The organism is Vogesella urethralis (assembly GCF_007644045.2).
Taxonomy (GTDB): domain Bacteria; phylum Pseudomonadota; class Gammaproteobacteria; order Burkholderiales; family Chromobacteriaceae; genus Vogesella; species Vogesella urethralis.
Genome location: NZ_VMDW02000076.1, coordinates 19,640 through 32,257 on the forward strand (window position 1 = coordinate 19,640; position 12,618 = coordinate 32,257).

The 12,618-nt window shown below is 62.9% G+C and carries 13 protein-coding genes; 1 reads left to right on the plus strand and 12 read right to left on the minus strand.

Annotated features, from left to right (window positions below; genetic code table 11):
- Nucleotides 1-36: 36 nt before the first annotated feature.
- From hfq to ndk, 10 genes are all read right to left on the minus strand, one after another.
- A complete protein-coding gene (gene hfq / locus FLQ03_RS08120; RefSeq protein ID WP_017508502.1) occupies nucleotides 37-294 on the minus strand; it encodes an RNA chaperone Hfq in 258 nt (85 codons plus the stop codon).
- 88 nt (nucleotides 295-382) lie between these two features.
- Nucleotides 383-1,747 carry a ribosome biogenesis GTPase Der gene (der, locus tag FLQ03_RS08125; protein WP_144372383.1) on the minus strand — a complete coding sequence of 455 codons (1,365 nt, stop codon included), beginning with the start codon at nucleotides 1,745-1,747 and terminating at the stop codon, nucleotides 383-385.
- 10 nt (nucleotides 1,748-1,757) lie between these two features.
- The gene (bamB, locus tag FLQ03_RS08130) at nucleotides 1,758-2,897 is read right to left on the minus strand and encodes an outer membrane protein assembly factor BamB (RefSeq protein ID WP_144372384.1); all 1,140 of its coding nucleotides are present in this window, start codon (nucleotides 2,895-2,897) and stop codon (nucleotides 1,758-1,760) included.
- A 2-nt stretch (nucleotides 2,898-2,899) separates the two neighbouring features.
- Nucleotides 2,900-3,532 carry a YfgM family protein gene (locus FLQ03_RS08135; protein ID WP_144372385.1) on the minus strand — a complete coding sequence of 211 codons (633 nt, stop codon included), beginning with the start codon at nucleotides 3,530-3,532 and terminating at the stop codon, nucleotides 2,900-2,902.
- 15 nt (nucleotides 3,533-3,547) lie between these two features.
- A complete protein-coding gene (gene hisS, locus FLQ03_RS08140) occupies nucleotides 3,548-4,819 on the minus strand; it encodes a histidine--tRNA ligase (RefSeq protein ID WP_144372386.1) in 1,272 nt (423 codons plus the stop codon).
- 57 nt (nucleotides 4,820-4,876) lie between these two features.
- Nucleotides 4,877-6,151, minus strand: coding sequence for a flavodoxin-dependent (E)-4-hydroxy-3-methylbut-2-enyl-diphosphate synthase (gene ispG, locus FLQ03_RS08145; protein WP_144372387.1), 1,275 nt, complete (start codon nucleotides 6,149-6,151; stop codon nucleotides 4,877-4,879).
- A 6-nt stretch (nucleotides 6,152-6,157) separates the two neighbouring features.
- On the minus strand, nucleotides 6,158-7,000 hold the full coding sequence (locus tag FLQ03_RS08150) for a helix-turn-helix domain-containing protein (protein ID WP_144372388.1): 843 nt from the start codon (nucleotides 6,998-7,000) through the stop codon (nucleotides 6,158-6,160).
- A 22-nt stretch (nucleotides 7,001-7,022) separates the two neighbouring features.
- A complete protein-coding gene (gene pilW / locus FLQ03_RS08155; protein WP_144372389.1) occupies nucleotides 7,023-7,763 on the minus strand; it encodes a type IV pilus biogenesis/stability protein PilW in 741 nt (246 codons plus the stop codon).
- Nucleotides 7,763-8,854, minus strand: a complete 1,092-nt coding sequence (gene rlmN, locus FLQ03_RS08160; RefSeq protein ID WP_144372390.1) for a dual-specificity RNA methyltransferase RlmN — start codon at nucleotides 8,852-8,854, stop codon at nucleotides 7,763-7,765. The genes pilW and rlmN overlap by 1 nt, the downstream gene beginning before the upstream one ends.
- A gap of 88 nt (nucleotides 8,855-8,942) precedes the next feature.
- Nucleotides 8,943-9,368, minus strand: coding sequence for a nucleoside-diphosphate kinase (gene ndk / locus FLQ03_RS08165; RefSeq protein WP_144372391.1), 426 nt, complete (start codon nucleotides 9,366-9,368; stop codon nucleotides 8,943-8,945).
- A gap of 135 nt (nucleotides 9,369-9,503) precedes the next feature.
- On the opposite strand from ndk, the gene FLQ03_RS08170 reads away from it, so the two are divergent.
- Nucleotides 9,504-10,400 (plus strand): SPOR domain-containing protein, encoded by an 897-nt coding sequence (locus FLQ03_RS08170; RefSeq protein WP_144372392.1) that lies wholly within the window; start codon nucleotides 9,504-9,506, stop codon nucleotides 10,398-10,400.
- Nucleotides 10,401-10,468: 68 nt separating this feature from the next.
- Here the strand turns inward: FLQ03_RS08170 and zapE are convergent, their stop codons facing one another.
- Both zapE and cysM read right to left on the minus strand, forming a co-directional pair.
- A complete protein-coding gene (gene zapE / locus FLQ03_RS08175; RefSeq protein ID WP_144372393.1) occupies nucleotides 10,469-11,626 on the minus strand; it encodes a cell division protein ZapE in 1,158 nt (385 codons plus the stop codon).
- A gap of 40 nt (nucleotides 11,627-11,666) precedes the next feature.
- On the minus strand, nucleotides 11,667-12,563 hold the full coding sequence (gene cysM / locus FLQ03_RS08180; RefSeq protein WP_144372394.1) for a cysteine synthase CysM: 897 nt from the start codon (nucleotides 12,561-12,563) through the stop codon (nucleotides 11,667-11,669).
- Between the last annotated feature and the right edge of the window lie 55 nt (nucleotides 12,564-12,618).

Here is a 12,618-nt window from a genome sequence, read left to right on the forward strand (position 1 = left end):
GGCATACGCCGGCCAGCCTTGGGCTAACAGCAGGAATTACGCGTCTTGCGAATCCGACTTGGCACCGTGGTGCTCGTGCGGAATGTTCACTGGGCGGGCAGGAACCACGGTGGAGATGGCGTGTTTGTACACCATCTGGGTAACCGTGTTTTTCAGCAACACGACGTACTGGTCAAAGGACTCGATCTGACCCTGCAGCTTGATGCCGTTTACCAGGTAAATGGATACCGGCACGTGCTCCTTGCGCAGGATATTCAGAAACGGGTCTTGTAACATTTGCCCTTTGGCGCTCATTTTTGTTCTCCGATTCGATGCAGTTTTTGTAATTCAGTACATGCGGGCTGGTGCTAAAAGTCTTTTTAGCATAAAAAATTCCAGCAGACTATTTGAACCCCTTGTGGCGTAGCAAACTTACCTTGGTACCTGTCGCTTCGACCTCAAACGGGTTGCTGTTCGACTTGTATTGTACCCGCAACGGCGTGCCTTGCAGGTGGAAAGCCTTGCGGAACATGCCTTCCAGATAACGGGTGTAGCTATCCGGAATCTTGTCCAGCGCGTTACCGTGAATCACGATGATCGGCGGGTTCATGCCGCCCTGGTGCGCGTAGCGCAGCTTGGGCCGTACCTGGCCGGCGCGCGGCGGTTGCTGACGCTCGGTGGCCACCTGCAGGATGCGGGTCAGCTTCGGCGTCGGCAGCTTGCTCATGGCCGCCTTGTACGCTTCATCAATAGATTTGAACAACTCGCCGACACCACGGCCTTGCAAAGCCGAAATGTAGTGGAACTTGGCGAAGTCCAGGAAGCCCAGCTTGCGCAGGATGTCACGTTTGATGGTGTCTTTCTGGTGCAGTTCCAGGTCTTCCCATTTATTCACTGCCACCACCAGCGCACGGCCTGCTTCCAGCGCGAAACCGGCAATGGTCGCATCCTGTTCGGAAATATCGAGCTGCGCGTCCAGCACCAGCACCGCCACGTTGGCGTCTTCCACCGCCTGCATGGTCTTGATCACCGAGAACTTCTCGATGGCCTCGTTCACCTTGCCACGACGGCGCACGCCTGCGGTATCGATAATGGTGTATTTGCGGCCATCGCGCTCGAAATCAATATAGATGCTGTCGCGCGTGGTACCCGCCTGGTCGAAGGCGATAACACGGTCTTCACCCAGTACGGCGTTCACCAGCGTGGACTTGCCCACGTTGGGGCGACCGATCACCACGAATTTCGGGTGATGGGCTTTCTCTTCTTCCTCGGCATCCGGGAAGCCTTCCAGCACCAGCTCGACCAGCTCGCGCACGCCGTCACCGTGCGATGCGGAGATCGCCATCGGCTCGCCCAGTGCCAGCTCGTGGAACTCGGCTGCAGCAATCGCGCTGTTGACGCCTTCGGCCTTGTTCACGGCCAGGAACACGGGCTGGTTGGACTGGCGCAAGCGGTTGGCGATGATCTTGTCCTGCGGCGTAATGCCGACACGACCGTCCACCAGGAAAATGATGGCATCGGCCTCGTCCACAGCCTGCAGCGTCTGCTTGGCCATCTCGAACAGGATGCCCTCGTCCACCACCGGCTCGAAACCACCGGTGTCTACCACCAGGTAAGGCTTGCTGGCACCGCGGCCGTGGCCGTAGTGACGATCGCGGGTCAGACCCGGCTGGTCGGCCACCAGCGCATCGCGCGAGCGGGTCAGGCGGTTGAACAGGGTTGATTTGCCCACATTGGGGCGGCCCACCAGGGCAATAGTCGGTTTCATTGTGTACTACTTACTTGGTCAGCGCAGCCAGTCGGCCTTCGGCATCCAGTACGTAAGCCACGTCGCCGGCAAGCAGCGGGCGGCTCAGCGTACCGTTTACTTTCAGGCTGCTGCGGCCAACGATACGTCCATCAAGCGATGAAAGCAGATGTGCATAGCCTTCACCATCAATTACCAGCAGGTTATCGCCCAGTTTGACCGGGGCGGTGACGTTGCGGTAGCGCAAGTCATCCTGTTTCCACAGGTTGCGGCCGGAGTCGGCATCGTACGCCCACACCACGCCATCATCGGCGGTGACAAACACCGTCTTGCCATCCGAATACAAACCACGGCTGCTACCCAGATCACGCGCCCACAGCTGTTGGCCGCCGCGGGCTTCGTAGCAGGCCACCCGGCCCTGGTAAGCCACCGCGCAAACGCGGCGACCATCAAACATCGGCTGGCTCACCACATCGGTCACGCGTTCCAGCTCGCTGGCACCGCGCGAAGCCGCCACCGTGGCCTGCCACAACAGCTCGCCACGTTCTGCAGCATAGGCAGAGATCTTGCCTGCCGCTTCACCAACCAGCAGTACATCGCTGCCTTCGACGCGGATTTGCGGCGTGGTGGCGCGCACGGTCAACGCCGGCTGCGTTTGCCACTGCGTCCATACCTGGCGCCCGGACTGGGTGTCAAAGCCGGACACACGGCCGTCGGCCGCACGTACGATCAGCACCTTGTCGGCCAGCTGCGGCGCTTCGGCCAGCAGGCTGGTCAGTGTCTGCTTCCACACCAGTTTGCCGTCGGCAGCACTCACCGCCAGCAGCTCGCCGCGATCACTACCAACAAACAGCATGCCTGCATCAGCAGCAATGCCGGATACCAGCGGCTGTTTCAGGTCGAGGCTGGACAGCACGCGGCCACTTTGCGCGTCCAGCTGCTGTACCTTGCCGTTACTGCCGGCCACCCACAGGCGGCCGTCGTCCAGATACGGGGTAAACAGGCCGCGCTCGCCGGCCGGCACGCCGGCCTGCCACAGCACGCGCGGGCCAGACGAAGCCTGCAGCGGCTTCAGCGGGGTCGGTTCGTAGGCAACACTGCCTTCAAACCAGGAAGCGCAGCCCCCCAGGGCCGGCAGCAGTACAGCACACAGCAGCAGTCGGCGCATCATGATCAGCTCCCCAGCGAGTCGAGTTTGGCCTGGATGAATTCGCGCACCTGGGCCTCGGGTGCCGACTTGGCCAGCGCCGCCTTGTAAGCTTCGCGGGCGCCGCCGATATCACCACGCGCTACCAGGACATCGGCCTTCAGGTCGAGGAACATGGCGTCGAAGGTGGCAGGATGCGCCATCGCCAGCTCGGCCAGCGCCGCATCGTACTGTTTCTCGTCCAGCAGCACGCTGGCCAGGCGCAGACGGGCGACCGCCTGCAGGGTTTCATCCTTGCCGGCGTGCTCGATCACCCACTTCAGCTGGGTGCGGGCAAAGCCCAGTTCATTCTTGTCGAACGCCAGCTTGGCCACCAGCAAGGAAGCGTTGGCCGCGTAGGCGGAGCCGGCAAAATCCTTCTGCAGCGCCGCCAGCACGCCCTTGGCCTTCGCCAGGTCACCTGCCTGCAGCGCCGGCTCGAGCTGACCGTACACCACGGCGGCGTTTTCCGCCTGGGTGCGCTGGTAGTACTGCCAGCCTTTGAAGCCGATGAAGCCCAGCGATACGGCCAGCACGGCACCACCAATCAGTTTGCCCCACTGCGCCCAAAAACCCTTGAGCGCGTCAATCTGTTCCTGTTCCTGCAGGTCGTAAGCCATGCGGCCCCCTTGTTATCAAGACTTGAAGCGGGAAACGGCAGCCACCACGTCGGCAGCGGCCACGGTTTCCTGGGTGGCGTCGGCGCGCAGCGGTTTCACCACCACTTGCGCACTGGCCACTTCGTTCTCGCCGATGATCAGCGCCACGGCGGCGCCGCTGCCATCGGCCTTTTTCATTTGCGACTTGAAGCTGCCATCACCCATGTTCTGCACCACGCTGTGGCCGGCAGCGCGCAGCGCCTGGGCCAGTTGCATGGCATAGGCAGCCGCACCGGCGCCCTGGTTGACGATGAACACGTCTACGCCGCGACGGGCGGGCAGCAGGTTTTTCTCGGCCAGCAACAGCAGCACGCGCTCCATGCCCATGCCAAAGCCGATACCCGGCGCCGGCTTGCCGCCCAGCTGCTCGATCAGGCCGTCGTAGCGGCCGCCGGCACACACCGTGCCTTGCGCGCCCAGCTCGGTGGTGACCCACTCGAATACCGACAGGTTGTAGTAATCGAGGCCGCGCACCAGACGCGGGTTTTCCACAAACGGGATGCCCAGCGCGCTGATGGTGGCTTTCCAGCCTTCGTAGTGTGCGCGCGAAACCTCACCCAGGTAATCGGCCAGACGCGGCGCGTTGTTGGCCATCTCCTGCAGGGCGGGGTTTTTGGTATCCAGCACGCGCAGCGGGTTGCTGTACAGGCGGCGCTTGCCGTCTTCGTCCAGGATGTCGACGTGCTTTTCCAGGTAAGCGATCAGCGCTTCACGATGTGCTGCACGCTCTTCCTTGTTGCCCAGCGAGTTGATTTCCAGCTGTACGCAGTCGGCCAGGCCCAGGCGGCGCCACAGGTCGGCAGTCATGGCAATGATTTCGGCGTCGATATCCGGGCCGGCCATGCCCAGTGCTTCCACACCAATCTGGTGGAACTGGCGGTAGCGGCCTTTTTGCGGGCGCTCGTGACGGTACATCGGGCCCATGTACCACAGCTTCTGCGTGGTGTTGTACAGCAGGTTGTGCTCTACCACGGCACGCAGGGTACCGGCCGTGCCTTCGGGGCGCAGCGTCAGCGGGTCGCCGTTGAGTTTGTCTTCGAAGGAATACATTTCCTTCTCGACGATATCGGTTACCTCGCCGATGGAGCGCACAAACAAGGGCGTCGGCTCCACGATGGGGGTACGGATGTTGGCGTAGCCGTAGTCATGCAGCCAGCCGCGCAGGATGTTCTCGAAGTATTCCCACTGTTGCGACTCTGCCGGCAGCACATCGTTCATGCCGCGGACAGCCTGGATTTTCTGAGCCATTGTTATCGATTCTTTCGCTAAATCACGCAGGCGGCGGCCAAGGTTGGCCGCCACACCTCAAAGCTGGCGGATGGGGATGGTACGCGTCACCCCTTCGCGACGCTTGGCACCACCCTCACCGTAACGGGTCTGCACGTAGTTTTCCACGATGGCGCGGAAATCCTGTGCAATGTTGTCGCCCTTCAGGGTAACGTCTTTCTGGCCATCGACATAGACCGGCGCCACCGGCACTTCGCCGGTACCGGGCAGGCTGATGCCGATATCGGCCAGTTTGGACTCGCCCGGGCCGTTGACCACACAGCCCATCACCGCCACTTTCATATCTTCCACGCCCGGGTACTGCAGGCGCCACACCGGCATCTGCTCGCGCAGGAAGGTCTGGATGCTGTCGGCCAGCTCCTGGAAGAACGTGCTGGTGGTGCGGCCACAGCCCGGACAGGCAGTAACCAGCGGCGTGAACGAACGCAGGCCCATGGTTTGCAGCAGCTCTTGCGCCACCACCACTTCCTTGGTACGCGCCTCGCCCGGTTGCGGGGTCAGCGAGATGCGGATGGTGTCGCCGATGCCTTCCTGCAGCAGCACTGCCAGCGCCGCGCTGGACGCCACGATGCCCTTGCTGCCCATGCCGGCCTCGGTCAGCCCCAGGTGCAGCGGAAACGCGCAGCGGCTGCCCAGATCGCGGTAAACGGTGATCAGGTCCTGTACGTTGCTGACCTTGCACGACAGCAGGATCTGGTTGGCCGGCAAACCCAGCTCCATCGCCTTGTCGGCCGATTCCAGCGCCGAGGTAATCAGCGCCTCGCGCATCACCACTTCCAGCGGCTGCGGGTTGGCCGCACGGCTGTTCATGTCCAGCATGCGCGCCAGCAGCGCCTGGTCCAGGCTGCCCCAGTTGACGCCGATGCGCACCGGTTTGCCGTACTCGGCGGCGGCGCGGATCATGTAGGCGAACTTCTCGTCGCCTTTGGCGCCTTTGCCGACATTACCGGGGTTGATACGGTACTTGCCCAGCGCGCGTGCGCAGTCCGGATAGTCCTTCAGCAAACGCTCGCCGTTGAAGTGGAAATCGCCCACCAGCGGCACGTTGCAGCCCATGTCGTCCAGCCGCTGGCGGATCTCGGCCACGCGGGCTGCCGCTTCCGGGCTGTTGACGGTAATGCGCACCACCTCGGAGCCGACCTGCGCCAGCTCGAAAACCTGCTGCGCGGTAGCCACTGCGTCGGTGGTATCGGTATTGGTCATCGACTGCACCATTACCGGGTGCTCGGACCCTACCATCACGTGCCCGACGGCTACCTGCAGGGTCTTACGGCGTTTGATCGTTGCGTCCATCTGCTATCAGTTCAGTTCCAGTTTCGCGGTGGTGCCGCGGGTCTTGTCTTTCAGGTCCACGGCAGCACCCTCATAGCTCAGCGCCATGGCTGGGGCGTTGCCGATCTTGAGCTTGAACGGCGGCACGCCGGCCACATCGCGGGTGGTACCGGCCGCGAGGGTGCCGAACACCAGGCGCTTGCCGGTAGCGTCCACCACCGACACCCAGGAGTCACCGCTGGCGACCAGGCGCAGCTGCTTGCTGCCGGCGGCTTGCGGCGCCGACACCGGAGCTGACGCCGACTTGGCAGCGGCGACCACTGGGGCAGCAGTAGCACTGGCAGCCGCAGCAACTGGCGCCGGTACCGCCACTACGGGCTGGCTGGCCGGCACGGCGGCCGGTACGCTGGCCACGGTAGTCTGCGGGGCGCTGGCCACCGCGGCGCTGGCCGATTGATGCAGCATCGGCGCCAAACCGGCGTCAGCCGGGGCCGCCGGCTGCGACTGCCACCACTGGTAAGCGCCCAGCAGGGCCAGCGGCAGCAGCAACCAGGCAAAGCGGGCCGGGCTACGCCCGCCAGCCACCGCCTGGGCAGGCGGTTCGGCGCGATCTACCGGCTGCGGCGGGTACACCTGATCCAGCAAGGTCATCAGTGGTGCACCATCCAGCGCCAGAAAACGGGTGTAATTGCGCACAAAGCCGCGCACGAAGGTTGCGCCAGGCAGGCGGCTGAAATCACCGGCCTCGATGGCTTCCAGCTGGCGCAAGGACAATTTGAGGCGATCTGCCACGTCATGCAGGCTAAGGCCCTGCGCCTCTCGCGCTGCACGCAGCTGCTGACCGATTTCTTGGGCTACGGAAGAAGTCATAGGGTAATCAGGCTTCCCGGGATCAGGTCCCGCTCAAGAGCTGTTGGGTTTCGCTGCTGTCCGGGTAGCGCTTCTTCAGCGCCTCGCCCAGCCGGAACGCGGTGGCGGCATCCTGTTTCAGCCGCGCCAGGCGCACGCCCAGCAGCAATTCGCCCGGGCCGAAACGCTTTTCGTCCTTGCCCAGGCGGTCAAAATAAAACTGGGCCAGCGTGGCATTACCGGCCTGCACTGCCAGACGGGTCAGTTCCCGCAACGCAGTAGCATCATTGGGCGAACGCCGCAGCACTTCCAGCAATAGCTGGTTGGCTTCGTCGTTGCGGTTCATGCTGGCCAGACACACCGCCTTGTTGGCCATGGCGGTCTGCGGCGAGGCAAAAAACGGGTCGGCCAGCGCAGTGTCGAAATGCTTCAGCGCTTCGTCGTAGCGCTTGCGCTCGCACAGGAACAGGCCGTAGTTATTGTTGACTTCGGGGTTGCCGGCATTGATGGACAGCGCCTTGCGAAAGGCGGCATCCGCCTCGCGGTCTACCCGCAAGGCCATATAAATCAGCGCCTTGGCCAGATAGCCAGGCTGGTAGCTGGGATCGAAAGCAATAGCCTGGTCGGCGTTTTCCATCGCCACACGCATATTGCCGTAGCGCATGTACTCGATGGCCAGCTGCGCACGTGTCTCGGCCTGCTCGCGCGGCGGGGCCGCAGCCAGCGCCAGTTGGGCGCTCAGCACGCCCGTCAGCAAAGCAGCAAGAACACGTGTTTTCAGCATCAGCCTTTCTCCTCGGCAATTCGGATCCACTTCTCCTGGCGGCGGGTCTTGTCCTGCACCTGGCCGGCCAGCTGGCCGCAAGCGGCGTCGATATCGTCACCGCGGGTCTTGCGCACCGTCACCACGAAACCGGCTTCCTGCAGGATCTCGCGGAAAGCGCGGATGGCGTTGTTGCTGGAACGGTCGTAACCGGAGTTCGGGAACGGGTTGAACGGAATCAGGTTGAACTTGCACGGCACGTCGCGCACCAGTGCGATCAGTTCGCGAGCATGTTCCGGTCTGTCGTTCACCCCGTCAAGCATCACATACTCGAAGGTAATGAAGTCGCGCGGCGCTTTCACCAGGTAACGCTGGCACGCCGCCATCAGTTCTTTCAGCGGGTATTTCTTGTTCAGCGGCACGATTTCATCGCGAATGCGGTCGTTGGACGCATGCAGCGACACGGCCAGCGCTACCGGACAGGCCTCTTTCAGGCGGTCCATCTGCGGCACCATGCCCGAGGTGGACACCGTCACGCGGCGACGGCTGAGGCCGTAACCGTGATCGTCCAGCATGATCTGCAGCGCCGACACCACGTTGTCGAAGTTGGCCAGCGGCTCGCCCATGCCCATCATCACCACATTGGAGATGACGCGTTCGTTCTTCGGGGTCACCCCCATGGCCTTGTTGGCCCACCACAGCTGGCCGATGATCTCGGCGGTGCTGAGGTTGCGGTTAAAACCCTGGCGGCCGGTGGAGCAGAAGGTGCACTCCAGCGCACAGCCTACCTGGGATGATATGCACAAGGTGCCGCGATCATCCTCGGGGATGAACACGGTTTCCACACCGTTGCCGGTGCCAACGTCCAGCAGCCACTTGCGGGTACCATCCTCAGACTCCTGCGACACCATCAGGTCCGGCACGCCCACTTGCGCCGTGTCGTGCAGTTTGGCACGCAGGCTCTTGGCAATGTCGGTCATGGCGTCGAAATCGGCTTCGCCCATCTGGTGCATCCAGCGCATGATCTGCTTGGCACGGAACGGTTTTTCGCCCATGGCGGCAAAGTGTTCGGTGAGCTGGGGCAGGTTGAAGTCGAGCAGGTTGGTCTTCATGTCAATCTCTGGTAAAGGCGGCCGCCCGCAAAGGGCAGCCGCCGGGTACAACGGGTCTAGCGTGCGGCCAAGGTTGGCCGCGTCCGCCTTAGCGGGCTACGACTTCGGTAGCAGCGAAGAAGTAAGCCACTTCGATCGCGGCGTTTTCCAGGCTGTCGGAACCGTGAACGGCGTTAGCGTCGATGGAATCGGCGAAGTCAGCACGAATGGTGCCGGCGTCAGCTTTCTTCGGATCGGTCGCGCCCATCAGTTCGCGGTTTTTCAGAACGGCGTTTTCGCCTTCCAGCACCTGGATCATGACCGGGCCGGAGATCATGAAGTTCACCAGATCGTTGAAGAACGGGCGCTCTTTGTGTACGGCGTAGAAGCCTTCGGCTTCAGCGCGGGACAGCTGTTTCAGTTTGGCAGCCACGATCTTCAGACCAGCGGTCTCGAAGCGATCGTAGATCTTGCCGATTACGTTCTTGGCAACAGCGTCCGGCTTGATGATGGACAGGGTGCGTTCGATAGCCATACAAATTCTCCCAGTTTGCAAGTGAATATGGTTACACTTGGCATGCGCTTTTGCGGCCTGCCAGTTACCCAATTTTGAGGAACCCGGCATTTTACCAGTGTTCACCAGCCTTTGCTGCACAGAATTCAAACCGCGATGACTCCCTCCCCCAACGACCCGCACCAAGGTGGCGAATCCGCCACGGCCATGAGCCCCGAACTGAAAAAACGCCTGGCGATGGCCGCCGGCCTGGTAGCCGTTGCCCTGGCCGCCATCCCCATCCTGGACAGCTTTTCCGGCAACAAGCCGGAAACCACCCCCGGCAGCGTACCGGTAAGCTCCGGCCGCATCGTCAACAAGGAAGCCGCCTCCGAACCTACGCTGGTGATTGCCCAACTACCGGAAAGCAGCGCGCCGGCAGCCGCCAGCACTCCGGCCGTGGCCACGCCGTCGCCAGCCACGCCGGACCTGACCCGCACACCGGCGGCCAACCTGGGCAGCACCAGCCCGGCGCCGGCCACGCCGGCACCCGCTGCGGCCAACCCGGCAACGCTAAAACCGGCTACCACGGTAGCACCGGCCGGCAACACCACGGTCACCGCCAAGCCAGCCGGCGGCAATACGGCCGCCACGACCACTGCGGCACCGGCAAAAACACCGGCCGCTACCGCTACCACTGTCCCAGCGCCCGCCGCCAAGCCAGCCGCCCGCCCGGCCACCACGCCGATCGAGCTGCCCCCCGCCACCGCCACCCCAGCGGCACCGGCCGCAGCCGCCCCCAGCACGGCGCCGCGCGTGATGCCCACGCTGCCGGCCAACCGCGCCGCTCCTGGCGGCAGTTCGCTGGGTTACCAGGTGCAGCTTGGCCTGTTTGCCAGCCCGGATAACGCCGAAAAACTGATCGACGATCTGAAAAAGCGCGGCATCAGCGCCCGTACCGAAACCCGCGTCCAGCTAGGGCCGTTCTCTACCCGCGCCGAGGCTGAAGAGGCGATGGCCAAGCTGAAAGCACTGGGCTATCAGCCGCTACTGGTTCCCGCCGGCTCGCATTGAAACGTTGGCCGCAAAAAAGCCGCAGCACTAACGCTGCGGCTTTTTTTATTGACCCGCATCCTGTAGGGTCAGGTTTCGCTGATACCGTCGGCAATACTGAAGTTGTCCACCAGGTGTGGCAGCTCCAGGTAGGCACTGGACTGCATCTCGGTCAGACGGCTGGCGGTACGGAAGAACTCGCTGGCCTGCAGGCCTTCGGTATAGATCTCTTCCGGCGGCACCGCACTGGACGCCACAAACTTGACGCGATGGTCGTAAAACACGTCTACCAGCCAGGTAAAGCGGCGGGCAATGGCCGAGTCCCTGGCCGCCAGTTTCGGGATACCGGACACGAACACAGTGTGGTATTCGCTGGCGATTTCCAGATAGTCGGTTTGCGCGCGCGGGCCGTCGCAGATGGCCATGAAGTCGAACCACACCACGCCCGGCACATGCCGCTTCAGCGGAATCTCGCGCCCCAGCACCGCCAGTGTGTGCGGCGCCTCGGCGGCGGCACCGGCCAGGCGCTCGAACATGGCGGTCATTTTTTGCTCGGCGGCAGCGTCGGCCGGCACATGGAACAGCGGCTCGCGCGTCAGTTCGCGCAAGCGGTAGTCGTTACCGCCATCCACGTTCAACACGTCCAGATTGGCCTTCAGCAGCTCGATGGTAGGCAGGAAGTTGCTGCGCATCAGGCCGTTGGGGTACAGGTTGTCCGGCGGGTAGTTGGAGGTCATCACGCAGATGATGCCGTGATTGAACAGCTCGGTGAACAGGCGGCCCAGCATCATGGCGTCGGCAATGTCGCTGACGTGGAACTCGTCAAAACACAGCAGCCGTACTTCGCGGGCGATGCGCGCCGCCACAATCTTCAGCGGGTCCGGCTCGTTGGTAACCGTGCGCAGCTGCTTGTGGATTTCGGCCATGAAATGGTGGAAGTGCACGCGGCGCTTGCGCTCGTACGGCACGCAACCATAAAAAGCATCCATCAGGAAGCTCTTGCCGCGCCCTACCCCACCCCAGAAATACAGGCCACGCGGCACCGGCGGTTTACGCAGGCTGCGACCGAGAAAACGGTTGCGCTTGTCCTTGAAGTCCACCAGCGCCTGCCACAGCGCGTCGAGGCGCTCGATGGCGGCGGCCTGGGCGGCGTCGTGAATGAAACCGGGCTGCTGGCTGGCGGCCTGGTACCAGGCCTTGGGGCTGAGGCTGCCGTCGCTGGGCGGCGAAAAGACGTGTTGGGACATGGTGTTCGGTTAAGGTTGGCCGCCGGCGGCCAACCCGTGCTCAGGAGAATAGACCGGTGGAAAGATAACGGTCGCCGCGGTCGCAGACAATAGAAACAATCACCGCATTTTCCAGTTGCTCGTTAAGACGCAGCGCCACCGCCAGCGCACCACCGGACGATGGACCGGCCAGAATGCCTTCTTCGCGCGCCAGACGGCGGGCGGTATCTTCGGCGGTTTGCTGGTCTACCAGCAGCAACTGGTCGATGCGATCAAAGTCGCAAATCTTTGGCAGATACTCGTCTTCCCACTTGCGGATACCGGGAATCTGGCTGCCTGCCTGCGGCTGCACACCGACAATCTGGATGGCCGGGTTCTGCTGTTTCAGATAGGTGCTGGTGCCCATCACGGTGCCGGTAGTGCCCATGCTGGACACAAAATGCGTAACGGTGCCGGCGGTATCGCGCCAGATTTCCGGGCCGGTACCTTCGATATGGGCACGCGGGTTATCCGGGTTGCCAAACTGATCCAGGATGCGGCCAACCCCGGCCGCCTGCAGCCGGCGTGCCTCGTCGATGGCACCAGGCATCGACGCTTCTTTGGGCGTCAGCACCACCTCGGCGCCGTAAGCGCGCATGGTATCGACGCGCTCCTGGCTGGAGTTTTCGGGCATCACCAGAATCATCTTGTAGCCCATCATGGTGGCGGCCATCGCCAGCGCGATGCCGGTATTGCCACTGGTGGGCTCGATCAGCGTGTCGCCGGGGCGGATGTCGCCGCGCGCTTCGGCCTGGCGGATCATCGACAGCGCCGGGCGGTCTTTGACCGATCCGGCCGGGTTATTGCCTTCCAGCTTCACCAGCACAACGTTGCTGCTGTTGCCGGGCATGCGCTTCAGGCGCACCAGCGGGGTATTGCCGACGAAGTCTTCCAGGTATTTGAATTCAGGCTGGGTCATGATCCTCTCCTCGTTGGCCGCATTATACGGGCGCCGCGCCGGCACTTCGCCACCC